The organism is Streptomyces platensis (assembly GCF_008704855.1).
GTDB lineage: Bacteria > Actinomycetota > Actinomycetes > Streptomycetales > Streptomycetaceae > Streptomyces > Streptomyces platensis.
The window spans coordinates 2,623,247-2,645,771 of sequence record NZ_CP023691.1; the positions used below are offsets into that span (position 1 = coordinate 2,623,247).

Below are 22,525 nucleotides of genomic sequence, written 5' to 3' on the forward strand. Positions count from 1 at the left end.
ATGGCCCAACGTTAAGAGCAGCCCGATCGGCGCTCCGCGGCGCCGCGCGGCGATTGCCCCGGATGGGCCCCCGCCGGCGCCCCGCACACCCCCAAATCCCGTACGGGTGAGCCCGGTTGAAACGGCAACCGGAACGGGCCGTGCTGCGGCACCATTCCGGAGCATGGATGCCGTACGGGTCGCATTGCTGCGTGAGGTCCTCGCGGGGACCGAGTGGATTCAGGCCACCCGGCGCTTCGCCGGGGCGCTGCGGGGTGCCGTCGTCCCGCACGGGGGCGGGCTGCTGCTGGTCGGCAGTGCCGCGTACGAGCCCTGGCATCTGGCCGCGCATCTGGACGACGAGGCCGCCTGGTCGGGACTGCCGGAGTTGTCGCCGACCCTGGTGCGGCACCGTGTTCCCGGCGGGGCGCCGGCCCATCTGGCGGTCGGGCTGGGCCGGTTGGATGCGGCCGGGCGGGGCGAGACGCTGCTGGTCGTGGCGCCGGAGCAGCCCGGCGCCGAGCTGCTGGAGCGGGTGCACGACGCCCGCCGGAACGGCGCCACGGTGCTCGCCCTCGACGGCGGCGACCGCGATCTGCACGCCCTGGCCCATGACGCGCTCGCCGCACCCCCGGCCCCGCCCGACGACGCGGCGGCCGGGGCCTCGCCGGACCTCGACCTGGACACCGTCCAGCATCTGGTGAGCGCGGCCGCCGGTGAGAACAGCCTGCCCGCACCCCGCGGCCGCCGCCGCTTCCGCGACCGGCTGGCCCGTCTCGCCGACCAGCTGACCGCACCGCCCCCGCCCCGCTGGTAGCCCTCCGCCCCACCCGCGCACCGGAGATAACCCTTTGTGCCGCTCCGCGCCCCAGGGTGAAGGTGCACGGGTGACTTCGGACGGCCCCCCATCTCCCTCCCCCTCAGCGGCCGTCCGGCGGCGGCCGGCCGCGCTACTGCCCGACCTGGCGCCCTGGCGCTCCTCGCGCGACTTCCGGCTGCTGTGGTGCACGGGCGCGATCACGGCGGGGGTCGGGCTGCTTGGGCTGGGGCTGCCGAAGCTGCGGGCGTACGACTCCCGGACGGATGAGCACGCCCGGCGGATGCGGGAGCGCCGGGCCGCCCCGGAAACGGGCCGGGAGCGGGGCCGGGAGCAGGGCCGGGAGCAGGCGGCCCCGCGGCCCCGGCCCGGCCGGCTAGTCGCCCTCCGCGCCGGCCTTCCCCTTGCCCGCGTCCGTGTCATGCCACTTCGGGTCGGTCTCCCACTCCAGATTCCGCTCGCGGGCGGTCTCCATGGCGTGCGCCGCCTCCTCGCGGGTGGCATATGGGCCGAATCGGTCGGCGGCGCGGCACTCGGGCCCCTCTTCGACCGTCCCGTGCTTGAGGCAGTAGTACCACTCGCCCGGCTTGCCGACCGTACGCCTCTTGAACAGCGCCATTGCCGCCTCCTGTGGATGTTCCGTGCCACCATCCTGCCCGACGGCCCGCGGATACACTCGCTGACATGTCTGGCCAGTCACTTCTTGTCCCGGGGAAGATCTCCCCCACCCGCCCCGTCCCCGCCTCGATCCGGCGCCCCGAGTACGTCGGGAAGGACGCACCCACCCCGTACACGGGGCCCGAGGTGCAGGATGCCGAAACGATCGAGAAGATGCGGATCGCCGGCCGGATCGCCGCGCAGGCGATGGCGGAGGCCGCCAAGCTGATCGCGCCGGGCGTGACGACCGATGAACTGGACCGGGTCGCCCATGAGTTCATGTGCGACCACGGCGCCTACCCGTCCACGCTCGGCTACCGCGGCTTCCCCAAGTCCCTGTGCTCCTCGCTCAACGAGGTCATCTGCCACGGCATCCCGGACTCGACCGTCCTCAAGGACGGCGACATCGTGAACCTGGACGTCACCGCGTACATCAACGGTGTGCACGGCGACAACAACGCCACCTACCTGTGCGGCGACGTGGACGAGGAGTCCACGCTGCTGGTCGAGCGCACCCGGGAGGCGCTCAACCGCGCGATCAAGGCCGTCAAGCCGGGCCGGCAGATCAACATCATCGGCCGGGTCATCGAGTCGTACGCCAAGCGCTTCGGCTACGGCGTGGTCCGTGACTTCACCGGCCACGGCATCAACTCCTCCTTCCACTCCGGCCTGATCGTTCCGCACTACGACAGCCCGCACCACACCACCGACATCAAGCCCGGCATGACCTTCACCATCGAGCCGATGCTGACGCTGGGGTCCCACGACTACGACATGTGGGACGACGGCTGGACGGTCGTGACCAAGGACCGCAAGCGGACCGCGCAGTTCGAGCACACGCTGGTGGTCACGGAGACCGGGGCGGAGATCCTCACGCTGCCCTGACGGGAGCGGGGAAACTCTTTACCGACAGCGCGTCGGGAACAGGCGTAGGCTCGTTACCGACAGGACGTCGGGAACGGGTTGACGCGGGCCGCAGGTCAGGCAACCCTAAGTTCGGCGGCTCGGCGGAGCCGGCCTGTTCCCGTCCTCCCCCAAGCTCTGGAATCCGAGCAGGGGGGGACCCACCCTCGGTCCCCGGAGGTCCGTCTTGGAAGCGTCCAGCCCGACCCCGTCCGCTCCGTCCGCTCCGTTCTCGACGGTGATCCGCACCGCGTCCCACGAGCAGCACACGGAGGCCGAGAACTCCTCCTTCATGAGCGATCTGCTCGGCGGCCGGCTCGGCGTCCGGGCCTACCGGCGCTACACCGAGCAGCTGTGGTTCGTCTACCGCGCGCTGGAGGACGCCTCCGCGCCGCTCGCCGGGGATCCGGTCGCCGGCCCCTTCCTCCGCCCCGAGCTGGCCCGCACCGCCGCGCTGGAGCGCGACCTCGCCCATCTCGGCGGGCCGTCCTGGCGCACCGGCCTGGCGCCGCTGCCGGCCACCGCCGCCTACGCGGACCGGGTGGCGGCCTGCGCCCGCGACTGGCCGGCGGGCTTTGTCGCCCACCACTACACCCGCTACCTCGGCGACCTCTCCGGCGGCCAGATCATCCGCGGCACCGCCGAGAAGACCTGGGGCTTCGCCCGCAAGGGCGACGGGGTGCGCTTCTACGTCTTCGAGGACATCCCCAACCCCGCCGCCTTCAAGCGGGAGTACCGGGCACTGCTGGACGCGCTGCCCGTGGACGACCTGGAGAAGCAGCGGGTGGTCGACGAGTGCAAGCGGGCCTTCCGGCTGAACAGCGCGGTCTTCCGGGAGCTGGGCGAGCAGTTCCCGCTGAGCGCGTAGCGGGCCCGGCCACCCGTTCGCCCGCCTTACGTCAACTACCACCGGGCGCCCGCTCGTTGATGTCTCCCGGAGCGGCCGGATCGCCGTGCCGGGTCAAGGGCCGGCGCGGCGCACCCGTCCCCCTACGGCGAGGGTGCCGTCGGGATGGGTGCGGGTGAGGATCCGGGAGCCGGTGCCCTGGCGGATGTCGAGCGGGCGGCCCAGCTCATGAGTGAGCAGCATGGCGGCGGTGGCCGGAACGGTGCGGTCATGGACCCTCGGGAACGAGGACCCTTACCTTGACCTGCGCATGGCGATTCCGTGACCGGGCACGGGTCAATCCGTAATCGGGCCGTTGTCCATGAGAGCGGGATCACGCGACAGGCCGGGCAGAAATAGGTAAGCCTCGGTTAAGTTAGGGCCGCCTTAGTGGCGACCCCGGCCACTGTCTATCGTTCCTTACGCCGTTTCCGTACATCCGAGCCCGCTTGGAGCCCTGTATGCGTGCCCTCCGTCCCGCCACCGTTGCCGCCATCGCCGCGGCCACGGCCGTCACCGTCGTCTCCGGCTGCGCCGCGAAGAACGACGGCAAAGGCGGCAGCGACAAGGGCACCATCGAGGTGACCGCGAGCGACACCAGCTGTGAGCTGTCCGCCAAGGAATTCCCCGCCGGACATGTCCGGTTCGCGGTGCAGAACAAGGGCTCCAAGGTCACCGAGGTCTACGTCTACGCCCCCGGCGACCGGATCGTGACCGAGCGGGAGAACATCGGCCCCGGCACCCGGACGGAGATCTCCGCCGAGATCAAGGCCGGTTCATACGAAATCGCCTGTAAGCCGGGCATGAAGGGCGACGGCATCCGCCAGAAGGTGACCGTCAGCGGCAAGGGCGGGGCCACCAAGCGCGACCCCAAGCTGGACGCCGCGGTCGCCGCGTACCGCAAGTACGTCCAGGACCAGGCCGACCAGACCCTCCCGGCGGCGCGGAAGTTCGCCGACGCGGTCAAGGACGGCGATGTCGAGGCCGCCAAGAAGACCTATGCGCTCTCGCGGGTCGGCTGGGAGCGCACCGAGCCGGTCGCCGAGTCGTTCGGTGACATCGACCCCAAGGTCGATGTGCGGGCCGACGGCCTGGAGAAGGGCCAGAAGTGGACCGGCTGGCACAAGCTGGAGAAGTCCCTGTGGGAGGAGAAGAAGATCTCCGGGGACGACAAGACGCTCGCGGCGCAGCTGATCACCGACCTGCAGGACTGGCAGAAGCGGGTCGGCAAGGCCGAGATCACCCCGACCAGCATGGCCAACGGTGCCAAGGAGCTGCTCGACGAGGTGGCCACCGGCAAGGTCACCGGTGAGGAAGAGCGCTACAGCCACACCGACCTGCTCGACTTCCACGCCAATGTCGAGGGCGCCGAGAAGGCCTACGAGCTGCTGAAGCCGGTCGTCGCCAAGAACGACCCGGCGCTCGCCAAGGAGCTGGACAAGCAGTTCAAGGCGATCGGCGGGCTGCTCGACGAGCACCGCGACAGCAAGTCCGCCGACGGCTTCGCCTCGTACGAAACGGTCGACAAGGGCGAGCGAAAGAAGCTCTCCGACGGGGTCAACTCGCTGGGCGAGCCGCTGTCCAAGCTGGCCGCCGCCGTGGCCGGCGCCAAGTAGTCCGCTGCCAGGCAAGGGGAGACGATGACGCACGACGACGACACGTCCACCGTGAACACCGCCGCCGAGGGCGGCGAGGCCGCGCAGACCACCGACGGGCGCGCGCCCTCCCGGCGTGCGCTGATCGGCTGGGGCGGTGCGGGCCTGGCCCTCGGCGCGGTCGCGGCCGGCGGTACCGCGGCGGCGCTGCGCACCGGCGGCGACGCCCAGCCGGCCGGCGCGGACGCGACCGCGGGCTCCGCGATCGCCTTCCACGGCAGGCACCAGGCCGGTATCGCCTCCGCCGTCCAGGACCGGCTGCACTTCGCCGCGTTCGATGTCACCACCGACGACCGTGACGAGCTGATCGCGCTGCTCAAGGAGTGGACGAAGGCGGCGGCGCGGATGACGGCCGGCGACGCGGTTGGCGACGGCGCGGTCGGCGGGCTGGCGGAGGCACCGCCGGACGACACCGGCGAGGCGCTCGGGCTGCCGCCCTCGCGGCTGACCCTGACCTTCGGTATCGGCCCCACGCTGTTCGAGAAGGACGGCAAGGACCGGTTCGGCATCAAGGAGCGGCGCCCCGAGGCGCTGATCGAGCTGCCGAAGTTCCCGGGCGACAACCTCGACAAGGCGCGCAGCGGCGGCGATCTGTGCGTTCAGGCCTGTGCGGACGACCCGCAGGTCGCGGTGCACGCGATCCGCAACCTGGCCCGTATCGGCTTCGGCAAGGTCGCGATCCGCTGGTCGCAGCTGGGCTTCGGCAAGACGTCCTCGACGACGCCGGACGCCCAGACCCCGCGCAACATGTTCGGCTTCAAGGACGGCACCCACAACCTCGCGGGCACCGACTCCGCCGCGCTGGACAAGCATGTGTGGGTCGGGGAAGGCGACGCGAAGGGCAAGGAGAGCTGGATGGCCGGCGGCTCCTACCTGGTCGCCCGCCGGATCCGGATGCACATCGAGATCTGGGACCGCACCTCGCTCCGGGAGCAGGAGGACATCTTCGGCCGGAACAAGGGCGAGGGGGCGCCGGTCGGCAAGAAGCACGAGCGGGACACCCCGCATCTGAAGTCGATGCTGCCGACCGCGCATGTCCGCCTGGCGCATCCGGACTCCAACGGCGGGGTGCGGATCCTGCGCCGCGGCTACTCCTTCACCGACGGGACGGACGGGCTGGGCCGGCTGGACGCGGGGCTGTTCTTCCTCGCCTACCAGCGGGACGTACGCCAGGGCTTCGTCCCGCTCCAGAAGCGGCTGGCGGCCAATGACGCACTCAACGAATACATCCAGCACGTGGGTTCCGCGCTCTTCGCGGTGCCGCCGGGCGTCCGGAACGCGGACGACTGGTGGGGCCGGGCGCTGTTCGCCTGACACCACCGTGCCACCGTCGGCGGCGGAGACCGCCGCCGACTCCATGAAGGAAGGGAAGGAACCGACGTGTTCGGCAACTACCTGATCGGTCTGCGCGAGGGCCTGGAAGCCAGCCTCGTGGTCTGCATTCTCATCGCCTACCTGGTCAAGACCGGGAGGCGGGAGGCGCTGCGCCCGGTCTGGCTCGGTATCGCACTCGCCGTGGTGCTGTCGTTCGCGTTCGGTGCGGCGCTCCAGTTCGGTTCGCAGACGCTGACCTTCGAGGCCCAGGAAGCGCTCGGCGGTTCGCTGTCGATCATCGCGGTGGGCCTGGTGACGTGGATGGTCTTCTGGATGCGGCGCACCGCGCGGCATCTGAAGCGGGAGCTGCACGGCAAGCTGGACGCGGCGCTCCGGATGGGCACCGTGGCGCTGGTGGTCACCGCGTTCCTGTCGGTGGGCCGCGAGGGCCTGGAGACCGCGCTGTTCATCTGGACGGCCGCGCAGTCCGCGAACGACGGCGTACGGCCGCTGGTGGGGGCGCTGCTGGGGCTGCTGACGGCGGTGCTGCTGGGCTGGCTGTTCTACCGCGGTGCGGTGCGGATCAACCTGGCGAAGTTCTTCACCTGGACCGGCGGCATGCTGGTGGTGGTCGCGGCGGGCGTGCTGGCGTACGGCTTCCACGATCTCCAGGAGGCGGACATCGTGCCGGGGCTGGGCACCCGGGCGTTCGACATCAGCGCGCAGATCCCGGCCGACAGCTGGTACGGGACGCTGCTGAAGGGCGTCTTCAACTTCCAGCCGGATCCGACGGTCCTTCAGGTCACGGTGTGGGCTCTGTATCTGATCCCCACCCTCGCCTTCTTCCTCGCCCCCGGTAGGGTTGCGCCGAATCGTGCCACCCCGGCGGCCGCCCCGTCCGCCCCGGTCGCCCCGAAGGAGCCCGAGCCCCATGACACGCAGGTCGCCGTTCCGGGTGCCCGTAACTCTGATGTCGGCAGCGACGGCGCTGGTGATACTGAGCGGGTGCATGACGGTGCACGGCGAGAGGGAGATGCTGCCGGCGGTGTCGAAGGCTGAGGGCGCCAAGGCCCTCACCCGCTTCACCGACAGCTTCAACAAGACGTACCGGGAGCTGGACCCGAAGCGGAACCCCTCCTTCGAGGGGGGCGCGCTGCTGGCGATCGACCAGGCCGGGATAAAGGCGTCACAGGCCCTGCGGCCGCAGGGCAACCCGGACTTCCCCGCGCTGGAGCTGACGGAGCCGCGCTTCACCATCCCCAAGCAGGCGGGCTGGCCGAAGTACTTCATCGCGGACGCGCTCAGCAACCGCAAGGACGCCAAGGGCCACCCCACCCGGTGGTTCCTGGTGTTCAGCCGCAACGGCATCGACGAGAAGTGGCGCGCGGTGTACTTCGCGCAGTTCCCGGGCAACAAGGCGCCGGAGCTGAAGACGAAGGACGGCTACGCCGAGGCGGTGCCGCTCGGCTCCGGCTCCGGTCTGACGGTGGCCCCCGGCAAGCTGAGCCGGGCCTATGCGGACTTCCTCAACACCGGTAAGGGCAGCGTGTTCGCGCCCGGTCCGCAGACCGACGGCTGGCGCGCCCGGCGCGCCAAGGACGCCCGCCAGGTCGGTTCGCGCATCCAGTGGCAGGACTCCCCCTCGGACCATCCGCCGGTGGCGCTGCGGACCACGGACGGCGGGGCCCTGGTGTTCTTCTCGACCGTCTACCACCAGCAGCAGACGATGTTCGCCGGGGCGACGATCCGGGTGCCGGCGAATCTGCGGGGCCTGGTGGTGGGGCCGGAGAAGAGGACCAACCGGATGGCCTTCACCACCGTCTCCTCCCAGGCGGTCACGGTGCCGGCCAAGGGCTCCGGCGACAAGGTCGTCATCCTGAACCGGCGGGAGGGCAAGACGTCGGTGGAGCCGCAGTAGCGGCGGCCGGACCGCGGAGACGCCGAAGGGCCGCCGGGGTGCTCCCGGCGGCCCTTCGGCGTACGGACGGTGGTGCGCGGACGGGGCGCGGGCCCGGTCAGCGGCCGATCGGCCAGGCGTGCGCCTCGTGGTGGTGCGGCTCGCGGTCGTTGAACTCCGCGCAGGCGTCGGTGAGCGACTCCAGCAGCGTCAGCGGGTCGGGCAGCGGCAGCTCGGGGCCGCGCAGCCAGGTCACCGCGGGCTGGTCGCCGGGCAGGGTCGAGGGCGGCAGCAGCACATAGCTGCCGCGGCAGTGCCAGCGCAGCCCCGGATGCTCGTCCATGGTCTCGGGGTGGCAGTCCAGCTCGCAGGGCCACCACTCGTCCTCGTCGTCCGGGGTGCCGCGGGTGGCGGTGAAGAAGAGCATCCGGCCGTCACCGAAACCGGCGCCGAGGGTGATCGGTCCGACGTCGATGCCCGCGGCGTCCAGCCGTCCCAGGGCGCTGCGGCCCGCCTCGACGGGGACGTCCAGCACGTCATGGGTGATGCCGGTGGCGGTGATGAAGTTGGCCTGCGGGAGGGTGCGGACCCAGGCGGCGACCTTGTCGCGGTCGGTGGTGGCGACGGTCTGCCAGCCGAAGGAGACGGGGTGGCGGCCGGGGGTGGGACAGCCGATGCGTTCACAGGAACAGCCGTAGCCGGAAGGATGCGCCGCCGGGGCCACCGGGAATCCCGCGTCGGCCGCCGCCAGCAGCAGGTCCTCGCGGCTGCGCGCAGCCGCTGATCCCGTGTCCGTATCGCCGCCGTCCGATCCGCTCTTCGGCCGGCGCAGCCACTGGGAGAACCTGCTCTTGCGTTCCATCTATCCCCTCACTTCGAGCGGTGGTCTGGGATCAATGCTGCCACCATCCTGCTCCTCGGGTGACCGGTGTGCGGATCCGGGGTGAACGAAGGACGGAGAAATACCGGCAATTCGGGGCATCAGCGGCACACCGGCGCCGCCGGGGCCCGGCGATCCGTCCGTTCAGCCGCGCGGACGCAGCCCCCGCAGCACCTGGTCGACCAAGGTGTCGACGAAGTCGTAGGTCAATTCGCCGGTACGCATCAGCCAGCGCTGTGAGAAGGGACTCAGCAGCATCTCGGCGGCGATCCGCACATCGATATCGGCGGCGACCTCGCCGGTTTCCTGGGCCGCCCGCAGCCGGTCGACATAGAGCCGGGTGCCGGGCTCGCTCAGCCGGGCGACGAAGGTGCGGGAGAGCTCCTCGTCGTTCGCACCCGCCGCCGCGAGGGCGCGGTAGGGGGCCTGGAACGCCGGGTCGTTGAATTCGTCGGCGGTGGCCCGCAGCACGAACTTGAGGTCCGCGGCCAGATCGCCGGTGTCGGGGAGGCCCTTTGCGTCGTAGTCGTCGACCGTGGCGGTGAACGCGTCGAGCAGCACGGCGGCCTTGGAGGGCCACCAGCGGTAGATCGTCTGCTTGCCGACCCCGGCCCGGGAGGCGATGCCTTCGATCGTGAGCTTGTCGTAGCCGACCTCGCCGACGAGTGCGAGGGCGGCATCGAAGATCGCGCGGCGGGAGCGTTCGCTGCGGCGGGAGGAGTCGGGGGTCGAGGTGTTGGCCATGTCGCGGAGTCTAGCGGGGAGGAGGCGAGACGTATCGTCTTGACGAGACGCTGCGTCTCGTACATAGTGGAGGCCTAGCGAGACGAACCGTCTCGCCAGTCCAGGAGGAAGGGGAATCCCATGAGCAAGGGAAATGCGGGCGGGATGCTCGGCGGGTGGGGGTCCCCCCGCGCCGTTCAGGCGTGGGGGAGGACCCGGAACAAGCTCTCGCGGGGCGCCCTGCGCGGCGGCGGGGACACCGGCCGCGGCGGCCGGGGACAGGACGGGCAGGACCGGCGCGGGGAGCTGCTGCGCAAGTTCCAGGAGCGGGCCCGGAAGGGGTGACCGGCGCGACGCGGGGTCCCCCGGGCGGCGGGGGCGCCCGCCGGCCGGGGTGCGCCGCGGGCCACTCGAACGGCGCACGGCCCGCGGCACGGGGGCTTCGCGCGATGGACGATTTGGGAGCGCGTACGGGATTCCGTACCCGCCCCGAGTGCCCACCGTGAGGAGCCCTCCTTGCGTACCTCCCGGCGCAGCGCCACCCCCCGCCGCTATCTGATGTGCCCGCCGACGTACTTCCGGGTCAGCTACTCCATCAACCCCTGGATGGACCCCGGCAAACCCGTGGATCTCGCGCTGGCCCACACCCAGTGGGAGGACCTGCGCGACCGCTACCGCGCGCTCGGCCACACCGTCGAGGAGCTGCCGCCGCACCCCGCCTTCCCCGACATGGTCTTCGCCGCCAACGGCGCCACCGTGGTGGACGGCCGGGTGCTCGGCGCCCGGTTCGCCTTCGCCGAGCGGCACGGCGAAGCCGCGGTGCATGCCGAGTGGTACCGCGCGCACGGGTTCCGCGCGGTGCGGGAGCCGCAGAACGTCAACGAGGGCGAGGGCGACTTCGTGGTCACCGCGTCCTGGCTGCTGGCCGGCCGCGGGTTCCGCAGCAGTCCGCTGTCCCACGCGGAGGCCCAGGAGTACTTCGCCCGCCCGGTGATCGGCCTCGATCTCGTCGATCCGCGCTACTACCACCTGGATACGGCGCTGTGCGTGCTCGACCCCGGCAGCGGAGAGCCCGGCGGCCGGGCCGAGGTCATGTACTACCCCGGCGCGTTCTCCGCCGGGAGCCGGGCCGTGCTGGCGCGGCTGTTCCCCGACGCGCTGCTCGCCGGCCCGGCCGACGCGGCGGCGTTCGGGCTGAACGCGGTGTCCGACGGGCGCCATGTGCTGCTGCCCCAGGCGGCGGTGGGGCTCTTCGGGCCGCTTCGGGAGCGGGGGTACGAGCCGGTCGGCATGGATCTGACGGAATTGCTGAAGGGGGGCGGGAGCGTGAAGTGCGTGACGGGAGAGCTCCGCCCGGGGTGACGTTCCGCGCGGGACGGGGTCAGGACCAGTCGTCGCCCCAGGCGGCGTCGCGGGCCGCTCGGTAGTGGGTGCCGTGGCGTTTGGTCACGGTGGTGCGTTGCAGGTTCTCGTCGGTGGTGCACAGGTCCAGGAGGACCTGGCCCTTGCGGAGTTGGGGTTTGCGGATGATGCGCGCGGAGGCGGGGGTGGCGTCGAGGGTGGTGGCGGCCACGTAGCTGAACTTCTCGTCCTCGTACGGGAGGGAGCCGCCCTTGACCTGGCGGTGCAGGGAGGAGCGGTTGACCCGGGCGGAGAAGTGGCACCAGTCCTCTCCGGGGACGATCGGGCAGGTATCGCTGTGCGGGCAGGGGGCGACGATGCGCAGACCGGCCTCGGTGAGCTGGGTGCGGGCCTCGCGGATGCGGAGGTAGCCGTCGGGGGTGCCGGGTTCGATCAGGACGACGGTGCGGGCCGCGGTGGCCGCGGCGACGACGGCGCGGCGGTCCTCGGGGCGGAGTTCGCCGAGGACATACGAGACCGTGACCAGGTCGGTGCCGGCGGGGACGGTCAGGCCCTCGCCGATGATCTGCCGCTGCCAGGTGACGTCGGGGAGGAACGTGGCGGCCAGTTCCCTGCCGAGGTCCAGGGCGGGCTGGGCCCAGTCCAGGACGGTGCTGTGGTGGCCTTCCCAGGTGGCGGCGGCGGCCCAGGTGGCGGCGCCGGTGCCGCCGCCGATGTCCACATGGGTGGCCGGGGACCAGTCGGGGACCCGGGCGGCGAACGCGGTCAGCGCGGCCCGTACGGCTTCGAAGGTGGCCGGCATGCGGTAGGCGGCGTACGCGGCCACATCCGCGCGGTCGCGCAGGACCGGGGCGTCGGTGGGGGTACGCCCCCGGTAGTTGGCGATCAGCCGGTCGACGGCCTGCGCGGTCTGCTTGGGCGGCAGGCCGTCGAGCAGGCCCGCCAGAGCGGCGCGCAGTTCCTCGTGCATGGGGGAAATTCTACGGCGCCCGGCGGGGTGCCCGGCCTGGTCAGGTGGCACGGGCCACCGCGCGGGCCAGCCGGGTGGCGGCCGCGGCGCGGGGGGCGCTGCCGCTGTCGCGGCGGCGGGGGTGGACCGTATTGGCGAGCAGGACGAGGAAGGTGTCGGTGGCGCGGTCCAGGACCAGGCTGGTGCCGGTGAAACCGGTGTGCCCGGCCGCGCCGCGGCCCGCCAACTCGCCCATGAAATACGGCTGGTCGACGCCGAAGCCGAGACCGGGCGGATCGAGGAGGGCGGCGACGGCGCCGGGGCCGAGGATCCGGGCGGTGCCGTAGGTGCCGCCATTGAGGAGGGTGCGGCACAGGACGGCCAGGTCCTGGGCGGTGGAGAAGAGCCCGGCGTGGCCGGCGACGCCGCCCAGCGCCCAGGCGTTCTCGTCGTGCACCTCGCCGCGGATCAGGCCGCGGTCCGCCTTGGCCCAGGGCCGCCGCTGGTCCTCGGTGGCCGCCACGCCGTGCGGTGCCAGCGGTCCGTAGGAGGTGCTGGACATGCCCAGCGGGCCGGTGATGCCGTCACGGATCAGGGCGTCGAGCCGTTGGCCGGTGCACTGCTCCAGGATCAGCTGGAGGGCGATGAGGTTGAGGTCGGAGTAGCGGTGGCCGGGGCTGCGGCCGCCGCTGGGGGCCGCCGCCTCCCGCCACAGCAGCGCCAGTTGGGCGGCGCGGTCCGGGTGGTCGTAGAAGGGGAGCTCGGGGGCGAGCCCCGAGGTGTGGGTGAGCAGCTGCCGGACGGTGAGGCCCGGGGCGAAGGCCGGGAGCCGGTCCCGGACCTCCTCGTCGAGGGCCAGCCGGCCCTGTTCGACCTGCTGGATCGCGGCGACGGCGGTGAACAGCTTGCTGAGCGAGGCCAGGTCGAAGACGGTGCCGACCCGCATCGGCTCCCACAGGTCGCGGGGCAGATCGACGCCGCGGTCCCGCTCGGGGTCGTAGGACCGGTAGCGCAGCGCCCAGCCGGCGGCGGCCTCGGCGGCGACGACCGGGCCCCGGCCGGCCAGTACGACGACGCCGGGGGCCCAGGCCGGCCGGCCCTCGGGCAGCGCCCGCACCCCGCGGACCAGCCGTTCCGTCCAGCCGGGGTCCAGCCCCGCGCGGGCCGGTGTTCCGTAGGTGAGTACCGTCGCGTTCAGAGCCTGGTCCTCTCGCCTGCCGTGCTCCCGTTGCTCTCCCCCCTACGCTGCCACGGGCGGCACATTCCCAGGAAGCTCACGAGCGCCAACACGGCGCAGGAGAGCTGAACGAGGGCCATCGGCACGGCGGTCCGCTCGCCCGCGATCCCCACCAGCGGGGAGGCCACCGAGCCGAGGAGGAAGGTGGAGGTGCCAAGCAGCGCGGAGGCGGAGCCGGCCGCGTGCGGGGTGCGCAGCAGCGCCAGGGTGTTGGTGCTCGGCATGACCAGGCCCATCGAGGCCATCAGGACGAAGAGGCCGGCGGCCATCGGCACCAGACCGACCGGACCGAAGACCCCGGCGGACATCAGGAGCAGCGAGGTCGCGGCGAGCGCGGTCAGCGCCAGGCCGGTGCCGAGCACCTTGTCCAGGCCGACCCGGCCGACCAGCAGCTTGCCGTTGATCTGGCCGAGGACCACCAGGCCGACGGAGTTGATGCCGAAGAGCAGGCTGAAGGTCTGCGGGGAGGCGCCGTAGATCTCCTGGATCACGAACGGCGAGGCGGAGATATAGGCGAAGAGGGCGGCGAAGGCGAAGGCGCCGACGAGGACGTAGCCGGAGAAGACCCGGTCGGCGAGCAGATCGCGCATGGTGCGCAGGGTCTGGCCGAGGCCGCCGGAGTGCCGGCGCGCGGGCGGCAGGGTCTCGTCGAGCTTGCGCCACACCAGGAGGGTGAGTGCCACCCCGACGGCGGTGAGGACGACGAAGACGCCGCGCCAGTCGGTGAGCCGGAGGATCTGGCCGCCGATGAGCGGGGCGACGACCGGCGCCACCCCGGAGATCAGCATCAGGGTGGAGAAGAACCGGGCCATCGCCACACCGTCGTACAGATCGCGGACCACCGCCCGCGCGATGACGATGCCGGCCGCGCCCGCCAGGCCCTGCAACAGGCGGAAGGCGATGAGGAGTTCGGCGCTGGTGGCGATGGCACAAAGGGCGGTCGCCAGGATGTAGATCACCATGCCGGCCAGCAGCGGGCGGCGGCGGCCCCACTTGTCGCTCATCGGGCCGACGATCATCTGCCCCAGCGCCATGCCCGCCAGGCACGTGGTGAGGGTGAGCTGGACGGTGGCGGCCGGGCTGTGCAGGGCGGCGGTGACCTGCGGCAGGGCCGGGAGGTACATGTCCATGGAGAGCGGCGGGACCGCCGTGAGACCGCCGAGGACGAGGGTGACGAGGAGGCTGGTGCGGCGGGACGCGGCCGGTGCTGCTGCCGCGCCCCGCTCGGCTATGGCGGGAAGGTCCTGGGTCTCGGCCGTGCCGGGCTCCGTCATGCGGGTCTCCATGGCGATAGATGGCTGCACCATGGTGTCATGCACGGAACGCCTTCTGACCGGTTTCGGACCGGTCCCTTCGGCCTAGGACAGACCTGCCCCGGACCTAGGGCAAACGTCCCGGATCAGGCCGGCTTCAGGCCCGGATCAGGCAAGGCTTCCGGCCCCGATCAGGCCGGCTTCAGGCCCGGATCGCCCGCTTCCGAGACGAACGAGGCGGCAGTGCGCACCGGCGCCCCGGGGGTGGTGACGGCGGACACCGTGCGGTAGTCGGCGCGGGCGGTGTCCTGGTCGAGGGTGACGGTGAGGTAGCCGCGGCGGCCGTTGTAGAACTTCAGGTGCGGGTTGGCGGCCAGGTAGGTGTCCCAGTTGGCCGGTTTGTCCGCGCCGTTCTTGCCGCTGGCGATCGAGGTGGTGACGAACTCCACCCCCGCGGTGCGCGAGCCGGGGTCCTTGAAGTCCTTCTTGATGTCGAAGGCGTAGTGGACGTGCACATCGCCGGTGAGGACGACGAGGTTGTCCACACCCGCCGACTCGGCACCGGCCAGCACCCGGTCGCGGGAGGCCGCGTAGCCGTCCCAGGCGTCCATGCTCAGCTGGTAGCCGGGGCCGGTGGCGTTGCGCCGCTCGGAGAACGTGACCTGCTGCGGCAGCACGTTCCAGCGGGCGGAGGACTGCCGCCAGCCGTCGGTCAGCCAGCGCTCCTGGGCGGCGCCGGTCAGGGTGCGCGCGGGGTCCAGGGACTCCGGGCCCGGGGCGTGCCAGCCGTCGCCGTAGGCCTGGTCGGAGCGGTACTGGCGGGTGTCGAGGATGTCGAACTGGGCGAGCTGCCCGTACTGGAGGCGGCGGTAGAGCCGGCAGTCGGCACCCTGGGGCCGCTGCGGGCGGCGCAGCGGCTGGTTCTCCCAGTACGCGCGGTAGGCGGCGGCCCGGCGGACGAGGAACTCGGCGGGCGGGAGGTGGTCCTCGCTGATGTCGGAGGCGTAGTTGTTCTCCACCTCGTGGTCGTCCCAGGTGACGATGAAGGGGTGCGCGGCGTGCGCGGCCTGGAGGTCCGGGTCGGACTTGTAGAGGGCGTAGCGCAGCCGGTAGTCCTCCAGCGTGACCGTCTCGCGGTTGAAGACCGCGGGCAGCGTGCGGTCGGTGTAGTTGCGGGCGCCGCCGTTCGCGCCCACCGGGTACTCGTAGAGGTAGTCACCGAGGTGGAAGACCACGTCGAGGTCCTCCTCGGCCAAGTGGCGGTAGGCCGTGAAGTAGCCGTCGTGGTAGGCCTGGCAGGAGACCGCGGCGAGCTTCAGATCGGAGATCCGGGCGCTTTGGGTGGGCGCGGTGCGGGTGCGGCCGACCGGGCTGATCCAGCTGCCGGCACGGAAGCGGTAGTAGTAGACACGGTCGGGCGCGAGACCGGTGGGCTCGATGTGCACGGAGTGGTTGAACTCCGGGTGGGCGTCGGCGCGGCCCTGGCCGGCCAGCCGCTTGAAGTGCTCGTCGTAGGCGACTTCCCAGCGGACCGTGACCCTGGCGTCCGGCATTCCGTTGCCGGGCTCGTACGGCCGCGGGGCGAGACGGGTCCACAGCACGACGGAGCCCGGCTGCGGGTCACCGGAGGCGACGCCCAGCGTGAAGGGGTTCTCGGTGATCTTCCGCGCATCGGCCTCGGCGGCGTAGGCGGCGCCCGCACCCGGCAGGTTGGTCGCGAAGGCGAGCGCGGCGGCGGCCCCGGTGGTGGTGAGGAAGCGGCGGCGGCCGAAGTGTGCGGCCGCGGCCCGGATCTCCTGCTCGTGCGGTGCGTGGTGAGTCATCTGGCCCTCCCCTGAAGGCGGTTGTCACAGAGCCCGTAGGAGAGCCATTCCAGGGAAACGGAACGGCGCGGTGCTGACCCACGCACGACACATACATGACAGCTGGATGAGGACTGGGCCCGCACCGGACGCGGTCGGACAATCTCGGCACCGGCCGTGCCTCCGTAGGATTCGGGGCATGGCTGAACTGATGGTGCGCGACGGCACCTGGACCTTCGACGGCGACGCCGTGCGCATCGTGCCGGGCCGCGAACGCGGGGTGCACAAACTGCGCCAGGATCTCGGGGAGTTCACGGTGCCGCTGGCCGCGCTGGCCGGGATCGCCCTCGAACCGGCCCGTAAGGGCGGCCGGCTGCGACTGCGGCTGCGGGAAGGCGCGGACCCGCTGCTTCAGGTCACCGGCGGCGGTCTGCCGGACGAGGCGAACCCGTACCGGCTGACCGTCGACGCCGGACGGGTCGAGGTCGCCGAGTACTTCGTCGACACCGTACGCCAGGCCCTGATGCTGGAGCAGATACCGGACGGGCCCGCCGACCGCTATCTGCTGCCCGGCCCGTCCGTACCGCTGTCGGCCGCCGGGGTGGACGGTGTCGCCACCTTCGACGGCGAACGGGTGCACCTCGAATGGCGCTGGAACACCAGCGAGACCAAACGGGACTGGGGCCCGCGGAACTTCACGCTCGGCGCGCTGGAGGCGGTGGAGTGGCGGGCCGCAGCCGGTCTGGAGTCCGGCTATCTCCGGTTCCGGCCGCGGGGCGCGACGGAGCGGCTCAAGCCGGAGCACGACCCCAACTCCATCGAGCTGTGGGGCTTCAAGAAGGAGAGCGGCACCACGGCGCTGCTGGCGGCCGCGGTCGCGGCGCGGCTGCCGCACCCGTCGGCCGGTACGGGCAAGGCCCTGCCGACGGCGGCCCCGGCCGCGCCGCTCACGCCGGCCGCACCGCTCGGCCCGGCCGCACCCCGGGCGTCCGCCGCCCCCGCCGAGGACCATGACGCCCTGCTGCGGCGGCTGCGCGAACTGGGCGAGCTGCACCGCGACGGCATCCTCACCGAGGAGGAGTTCACCGCCACCAAAGCGGCGGTCCTGCGGCGCTTCCACACCGGCGGCTGAGTCGCGGCGGCGGCGCCCCGTGCGCCGCCCGTACGCCGTTTACGCTGCCGCCATGGCAGAGAACACAGAGTCGGCACCCGCAGCACGGACGACGCCGATGGCACGGGCCGGGCAGGTGGGCGGTACGGCGACCGCGCCCCGGCCCACCCTGCCGGCCCCGACCTCGCGGGGCGGGCAGAGCACCCAGACGGCCCCGGCCGCACAGGAGGCACGGCAGGGCGGGGCGGCGCACCGCCAGGTCGCCGTGGTCACCGGCGCCGGGTCCGGCATCGGGCGGGCGGTCGCCCTCGCGCTGATCGCCGCCGGCTGGACGGTGGTGCTGGCCGGGCGGCGCGCGGAGGCGCTGGCGGAGACCTCCCGGCTGGCGGGCCCGGCGGGTCCGGACGGCCCCGCGATCATGACGATGCCGACCGATGTCACCCGCCCCGAGCAGGTCGACGCCCTGTTCGCCGCCGTCCACGAGCGGTTCGGGCAGCTGGATCTGCTCTTCAACAACGCGGGCACCTTCGGCCGCGCGGTGCCCCTGGAGGAGCTGGAGTACGACGACTGGCGCGCGGTCGTCGACGTCAACCTCACCGGATCCTTCCTCTGCGCCCAGGCCGCCTTCCGCACCATGAAGGCCCAGGAACCGCAGGGCGGACGGATCATCAACAACGGCTCGGTCTCCGCCCACACCCCGCGCCCGCACTCCCTCGCCTACACCGCCACCAAGCACGCGATGACCGGCCTGACCAAGTCGCTCTCCCTGGACGGCCGTCCGTACCACATCGCCTGCGGCCAGATCGACATCGGCAACGCGGCCACCGAGATGACCGGCCGGATGCAGACCGGCATTCTCCAGGCGAACGGTCAGATGGCGGTCGAGCCGGTGATGGACGCGACGGATGTCGCCCGCACGGTCGTGCACATGGCCGCACTGCCGCTGTCGGCCAATGTGCAGTTCGCGACGGTGATGGCCACCAACATGCCGTACATCGGGCGCGGTTGAGGGGCGACGGGACACCGAATCCCCGTACGACCCCTGCCCACTTTCCGCTTCCGGTGGCACCCTGAGAGCCTGCCTTCGCACCCCGCCGGGCCGACCGGCCGGGTGCAAAGACAGGCGCTTCCTCGAATCCGCACCTCTCGTCTGCCGGGCCGCTCACGTGCGGCCCGTCCCCCGCGGCCGCGCACGCCCGCCGTACGCGGCCCCCGCAGAAGGAGTTACGCGTGAGACGAACCGCTCGCGGCATACCGGCAGTTCACGGCATACCGGCGCCGCGCCCCACAGGCAGATCCCGGGCCGCCCTCGGCACCCTGACCGCCGCCGGTACGCTGCTCGCCCTCCTGCTCCCCACCGGTCAGGCCGGCGCCGCCACCCCGCAGCCCGGCCACCGCACCACCACCCCGCAGACCACGCCCGCCGCCTTCTGGACCGCCGCCCGGATGCGCGCCGCCGCTCCCCTGGACCTCGCCACACCCACGAAACGGTCCGCCCCCGCCGCGGTCCCGCGCAGCGCCCCGCTCACGGTGTCCCCCACCCTCCCCCGGCTCCCCGCGACCACCAGGCCGCTGCCCGGGGCCCTCCCCCAGGCCGGCGGCCCGTGGACCGGCGGCGGCGCGGTCGTCAAAACGACCGGCCGGGTGTTCTTCACCTACCAGGGCCGCAACGCCTCCTGCTCCGGCGACGCGGTCACCAGCGGCAACAAGAGCACCGTGCTCACGGCCGGGCACTGCGTGAAGCTCCAGGGCGCCTGGCACACCAACTGGGTCTTCGTCCCCGGCTACCACGACGGCCAGGCCCCGTACGGCAAGTGGCCGGCGGCCAAAACACTCGCCCCCCCCAGTGGACGGCGAGCGAGGACATCAACTACGACGTCGGCGCCGCGGTGGTCGCCCCGCTCGACGGCAAGAAGCTCACCGACGTCGTCGGCGGCCAGGGCCTGTCCTTCAACTCCGGCTACAGCAAGCCGATGTACGCCTTCGGCTTCCCCGCGGCCGCCCCGTACGACGGCAGCAAGCTCATCTATTGCAGCGGCACCACCTTCAAGGACCCGCTGTTCTCCCAGGACCACGGCCTGTCCTGCAACATGACCGGCGGCTCCAGCGGCGGCCCCTGGTTCACCACCTTCGACGAAAAGACCGGCACCGGCCTCCAGTCCTCGGTCAACAGCTTCGGCTACCAGTTCCTGCCCAACACCATGTTCGGCCCCTACTTCGGCGACGACGCCAAGAACCTCTACAACACGGCGCAGGCGTCCTGAGCCACTACGGGGGCTGCCCGGGCACTGTCCGGGCAGCCCCCTCCGGCGCTTACGATGCGTCCATGGTGTATGCGGACTGGGGGGACCCGCAGCGCACGTTGGCTGTGGTGAAGGGGCTGGTGCGGGCGCCTCTGAAGGAGGTTCTGGCCACGTTGTCGGCCGCGTTGGCCGATCTCGTGCCGCACGAGGCCCTGGTGATGCTCACCGGGGACTGCCCCAAGTCGGCCAACTGGGGTTATGGGGATGTGGAGTTGACCGGGGACGTCACCACCGCCGAGCTGGCGACGCTGGCCACCCATGTCGATGTCGGGAAGCCGTGGTGGGGGCAGGCCTCGCTGGCCGGGGCGGCGCGGCCGGTGCTGGCCGTGGCGTCGGCGCCGCCCGGGTCGGCGGGGGCGCTGTTGGCCGTGGTGGTCTCGGCGGAGGGTGCGCCGGGGCCGGAGGTGCTGGCGCTGGTTCAGCAGTTGTGGGACCTGGCCACCGGGCGGGTCGTCGAACTGCTGCCGGGGGCGATGCCGGTCGACATGGCCGCTCCGTGGATCGCCAGGAGTGAGCGGGCCCGGGCCGTGGCCGATGTGACCGATGCGCATGCCGCCACCCTCACCGCCCTGCTCGGCGTCCTGCGCAGCCGCACGCTGCCGGACGACGCCGCCCGGCGGACCGCCACCGATGTCGCGGTCGCCGCGCTGGTGGAGCTGCGGGCCACCGACGAGGACGCACAACTACCGCCCGAGGAGAGCCTCCAGGACGCCTTCGGGCGGCTGACGGACATGCTCAGCCTGCTCTCCCGGCACGGCGACGTCGCGCTGGAGTACTCCGCGCCCGGCAGTCCGCAGCGGCTGATTCCCTCGGACATCGCGCGCGCCGCACGCACCACCGCGCGCGGCACCGTGCTGACGATGCTGGAGCAGGGCGGGGTCGAGCGTATCCGCGTGAGCTGGGACGCCGAGGACGCCGAACTGCGCACGGTGATCCGTGACGACGGTCCGGGGACGCTCGCCGCGGAGGCCCTGGCCGTCCACCGGCTCACCGACCGGGTCGGCGCGCTGGGCGGGACGCTGACGGTGGACGCGGTGCCGGCGTGGGGCACCATCGTCACCGTGCGGCTGCCGCTGGCGGCGCCGGACGTCCCGGGCAGCGATCCGCTGGGCGACCTCCACCCCCGGGAGCTGGACGTCCTGCGCCACCTGGTCCACGGGCACCGGAACCGGGCGATCGCCGACGCGCTGCACATCAGCGAACACACCGTGAAGTTCCATGTGGGCCGGATCCTCAGGAAGCTCGATGTGCGGTCCCGCGGCGAGGCGGCGGCACTGGCCCGCGCGGCAGGCTTTCCGCCCGGGGTGTCGCTGACGCAGTAGGGCTCCTGGCGTGGGTGCGTTCCGGGCGCGGGAGCGTAGCGGCCGGTGGCACGCGGCGGTGCCGTGCTGCGGCACCGCCGCGTGACCTCCGGTGCCCCGGTGACGGGCGGGGCGCCGTGGGCTCAGGTGGTGAGGACGACCTTGCCCATGGTGGTGCCCGAGTCGATGAGCCGGTGGGCTTGTGCGGCGTCGGACAGCGGCAGCGTGTGCGCCAGGTGGACCCGCAGCGCGCCGGTGTCCGCCAGGTCCGCCAGCGCCGCGAGGCCCACGGGGTCCGGCTCGGCGGTGACACCCAGGCACCGCAGTCCGCGGTCGGCCGCCTTCCGCGCCAGCGCCGCGTTGTGCATCTCGACGATGGTGACCAGGGTGCCGCCGGGCCGCAGGACGTCCAGGGAACGCAGTGCGGTGTCACCGCCCACGGTGTCGAGGACGACGTCCACCTCCCGGGCGGCGTCCGCGAAGTCCGTGGTGCGGTAGTCGAGCACCTCGTCGGCGCCCAGCGTGCGCACGAAGCCGGCCTTGGCGGCGCTGGCGGTGGTGAGGACCTCGGCCCCGCGGGCCTTGGCTATCTGGATCGCGAGGTGGCCGACGCCGCCCCCGCCGGCGTGGACCAGGACCCGCCGGCCCGCGCCGACGCCGGCCGCGTCCACCAGCGCCTGCCAGGCGGTCAGCCCGGCGAGCGGCAGGGCGGCGGCGTGCGGGTGGTCCAACGCCGCCGGTTTGCGGGCCAGTTGGCGGGAGGGCGCCGTGAGGTAGTCGGCGTAGCCGCCCGCGGCGCGCGGCATGAGCGGCATGCCGAAGACCTCGTCGCCGACGGCGAACCGGGTCACCCCGGACGCGACCTCCTCGACCGTGCCGGCGACGTCCCAGCCGACGACGAACGGCGGTTCGCCCAGGAGCGGGATGGCGCCGGAGCGGACAAGGGCGTCGATGGGGTTGACCCCGGCCGCCCGCACCCGCACCAGGACCTCGTTGAGCAGGGGCCGCGGGCGGTCGGTCTCGGTCAGCTCCAGCACCTCCGGTCCGCCGAACGACCGCTGGGTGACGGCGCGCATCCGCCCGGCGGTCACCGGGTGTCCGCGATCATCTCGTCGAGGGTGGAGCCTTCGGGGACGGCCTGTCCGACGTCCCAGTGCTCGGCGAGCCTGCCGTCCTCGATCCGCCACAGGTCCACCACGATCACCGGCGGAGCGTCCGGGGAGACCCGGACGACGCCGTGGGTCCACACCTGGTCGTCCTCGGCGATCATGCGCTGGATGGTCAGGGAGAAGTCGGGGAAGGGCGTGGCGGCGTGCTCCCGGAAGCTGTCGACGGTCCGGTCGGGGCCGACCCCGGCGCCCGGGTGGTGGTTGGTGAAGTCCTCGGTGAGCATGGTGCGCGCCCGGTCGAAGTCCTTGTCGTTGTAGAAGACGCGGATGAACTCGGAGACGAGTTCCTTGTTCGCCTTCAGGGAGTCGGTCTGCATCGGCGGTGAT

The 22,525-nt window shown here is 72.4% G+C and carries 22 protein-coding genes and 1 pseudogene; 13 read left to right on the plus strand and 10 right to left on the minus strand.

The genetic code is table 11. The features are described from left to right. Positions 1-163 precede the first annotated feature (163 nt). Positions 164-796: a hypothetical protein gene (locus CP981_RS11385; RefSeq protein ID WP_085928347.1), complete on the plus strand. Its 633-nt coding sequence runs from the start codon at positions 164-166 to the stop codon at positions 794-796. A 376-nt stretch (positions 797-1,172) separates the two neighbouring features. On the opposite strand, the gene CP981_RS11395 is transcribed toward CP981_RS11385, so the two are convergent. Beyond that, positions 1,173-1,415: a hypothetical protein gene (locus CP981_RS11395; protein WP_085928348.1), complete on the minus strand. Its 243-nt coding sequence runs from the start codon at positions 1,413-1,415 to the stop codon at positions 1,173-1,175. Positions 1,416-1,480: 65 nt separating this feature from the next. On the opposite strand from CP981_RS11395, the gene map reads away from it, so the two are divergent. Both map and CP981_RS11405 read left to right on the plus strand, forming a co-directional pair. Continuing rightward, positions 1,481-2,338 carry a type I methionyl aminopeptidase gene (gene map / locus CP981_RS11400; protein WP_085928349.1) on the plus strand — a complete coding sequence of 286 codons (858 nt, stop codon included), beginning with the start codon at positions 1,481-1,483 and terminating at the stop codon, positions 2,336-2,338. Positions 2,339-2,543: 205 nt separating this feature from the next. Then, complete coding sequence (locus tag CP981_RS11405) at positions 2,544-3,224, plus strand: biliverdin-producing heme oxygenase (RefSeq protein ID WP_085928350.1); 681 nt, start codon at positions 2,544-2,546, stop codon at positions 3,222-3,224. A gap of 93 nt (positions 3,225-3,317) precedes the next feature. Here CP981_RS11405 and CP981_RS11410 read toward each other — a convergent pair whose 3' ends face one another. Further along, on the minus strand, positions 3,318-3,446 hold the full coding sequence (locus tag CP981_RS11410) for a hypothetical protein (RefSeq protein ID WP_425282122.1): 129 nt from the start codon (positions 3,444-3,446) through the stop codon (positions 3,318-3,320). A 257-nt stretch (positions 3,447-3,703) separates the two neighbouring features. On the opposite strand from CP981_RS11410, the gene efeO reads away from it, so the two are divergent. The 4 genes from efeO (at position 3,704) to CP981_RS11430 (ending at position 8,129) form a co-directional block, all read left to right on the plus strand. Further along, positions 3,704-4,858: an iron uptake system protein EfeO gene (efeO, locus tag CP981_RS11415; protein ID WP_085928351.1), complete on the plus strand. Its 1,155-nt coding sequence runs from the start codon at positions 3,704-3,706 to the stop codon at positions 4,856-4,858. A 24-nt stretch (positions 4,859-4,882) separates the two neighbouring features. Continuing rightward, a complete protein-coding gene (gene efeB / locus CP981_RS11420; protein ID WP_085928352.1) occupies positions 4,883-6,211 on the plus strand; it encodes an iron uptake transporter deferrochelatase/peroxidase subunit in 1,329 nt (442 codons plus the stop codon). Positions 6,212-6,277: 66 nt separating this feature from the next. Next, entirely contained in the window at positions 6,278-7,270 is a 993-nt protein-coding gene (gene efeU / locus CP981_RS11425) for an iron uptake transporter permease EfeU (RefSeq protein WP_085928353.1), read from the plus strand. After that, the gene (locus tag CP981_RS11430; RefSeq protein ID WP_483028326.1) at positions 7,182-8,129 is read left to right on the plus strand and encodes an SCO2278 family lipoprotein; all 948 of its coding nucleotides are present in this window, start codon (positions 7,182-7,184) and stop codon (positions 8,127-8,129) included. The genes efeU and CP981_RS11430 overlap by 89 nt, the downstream gene beginning before the upstream one ends. A gap of 97 nt (positions 8,130-8,226) precedes the next feature. Here the strand turns inward: CP981_RS11430 and CP981_RS11435 are convergent, their stop codons facing one another. Beyond that, complete coding sequence (locus CP981_RS11435; RefSeq protein ID WP_085928355.1) at positions 8,227-8,970, minus strand: bifunctional DNA primase/polymerase; 744 nt, start codon at positions 8,968-8,970, stop codon at positions 8,227-8,229. Positions 8,971-9,132: 162 nt separating this feature from the next. Beyond that, entirely contained in the window at positions 9,133-9,732 is a 600-nt protein-coding gene (locus tag CP981_RS11440; protein WP_085928356.1) for a TetR/AcrR family transcriptional regulator, read from the minus strand. A gap of 120 nt (positions 9,733-9,852) precedes the next feature. Here CP981_RS11440 and CP981_RS11445 point away from each other — a divergent pair, with 120 nt between their 5' ends. Both CP981_RS11445 and ddaH read left to right on the plus strand, forming a co-directional pair. Further along, the gene (locus CP981_RS11445; protein ID WP_085928357.1) at positions 9,853-10,056 is read left to right on the plus strand and encodes a DUF6243 family protein; all 204 of its coding nucleotides are present in this window, start codon (positions 9,853-9,855) and stop codon (positions 10,054-10,056) included. Between the two features lie 171 nt (positions 10,057-10,227). Next, positions 10,228-11,073 (plus strand): dimethylargininase, encoded by an 846-nt coding sequence (gene ddaH, locus CP981_RS11450; RefSeq protein WP_085928358.1) that lies wholly within the window; start codon positions 10,228-10,230, stop codon positions 11,071-11,073. A 19-nt stretch (positions 11,074-11,092) separates the two neighbouring features. Here the strand turns inward: ddaH and CP981_RS11455 are convergent, their stop codons facing one another. The 4 genes from CP981_RS11455 to CP981_RS11470 form a co-directional block, all read right to left on the minus strand. After that, entirely contained in the window at positions 11,093-12,043 is a 951-nt protein-coding gene (locus CP981_RS11455; RefSeq protein ID WP_085928359.1) for a small ribosomal subunit Rsm22 family protein, read from the minus strand. A gap of 40 nt (positions 12,044-12,083) precedes the next feature. Next, positions 12,084-13,139: a serine hydrolase domain-containing protein gene (locus tag CP981_RS11460; protein WP_208852926.1), complete on the minus strand. Its 1,056-nt coding sequence runs from the start codon at positions 13,137-13,139 to the stop codon at positions 12,084-12,086. Between the two features lie 77 nt (positions 13,140-13,216). Further along, positions 13,217-14,533 carry a multidrug effflux MFS transporter gene (locus tag CP981_RS11465; protein ID WP_085928365.1) on the minus strand — a complete coding sequence of 439 codons (1,317 nt, stop codon included), beginning with the start codon at positions 14,531-14,533 and terminating at the stop codon, positions 13,217-13,219. Between the two features lie 170 nt (positions 14,534-14,703). Beyond that, positions 14,704-16,335, minus strand: coding sequence for an alkaline phosphatase D family protein (locus tag CP981_RS11470; RefSeq protein WP_085928361.1), 1,632 nt, complete (start codon positions 16,333-16,335; stop codon positions 14,704-14,706). Positions 16,336-16,513: 178 nt separating this feature from the next. Between CP981_RS11470 and CP981_RS11475 the strand changes: the two genes are divergently transcribed. The 4 genes and pseudogenes from CP981_RS11475 (at position 16,514) to CP981_RS11490 (ending at position 21,050) form a co-directional block, all read left to right on the plus strand. Continuing rightward, a complete protein-coding gene (locus CP981_RS11475) occupies positions 16,514-17,446 on the plus strand; it encodes a DUF4429 domain-containing protein (protein WP_085928362.1) in 933 nt (310 codons plus the stop codon). Between the two features lie 97 nt (positions 17,447-17,543). Beyond that, on the plus strand, positions 17,544-18,434 hold the full coding sequence (locus tag CP981_RS11480) for an SDR family oxidoreductase (protein ID WP_244330022.1): 891 nt from the start codon (positions 17,544-17,546) through the stop codon (positions 18,432-18,434). A 260-nt stretch (positions 18,435-18,694) separates the two neighbouring features. After that, a pseudogene (locus CP981_RS11485) lies at positions 18,695-19,689 on the plus strand (trypsin-like serine peptidase). Between the two features lie 62 nt (positions 19,690-19,751). Further along, a complete protein-coding gene (locus CP981_RS11490) occupies positions 19,752-21,050 on the plus strand; it encodes a helix-turn-helix transcriptional regulator (protein ID WP_085926838.1) in 1,299 nt (432 codons plus the stop codon). A 122-nt stretch (positions 21,051-21,172) separates the two neighbouring features. Here the strand turns inward: CP981_RS11490 and CP981_RS11495 are convergent, their stop codons facing one another. Together CP981_RS11495 and CP981_RS11500 are read right to left on the minus strand one after the other, a co-directional pair. After that, positions 21,173-22,105, minus strand: coding sequence for an NADP-dependent oxidoreductase (locus CP981_RS11495; protein ID WP_085926843.1), 933 nt, complete (start codon positions 22,103-22,105; stop codon positions 21,173-21,175). A gap of 11 nt (positions 22,106-22,116) precedes the next feature. After that, a complete protein-coding gene (locus CP981_RS11500) occupies positions 22,117-22,515 on the minus strand; it encodes a nuclear transport factor 2 family protein (RefSeq protein ID WP_158092677.1) in 399 nt (132 codons plus the stop codon). Between the last annotated feature and the right edge of the window lie 10 nt (positions 22,516-22,525).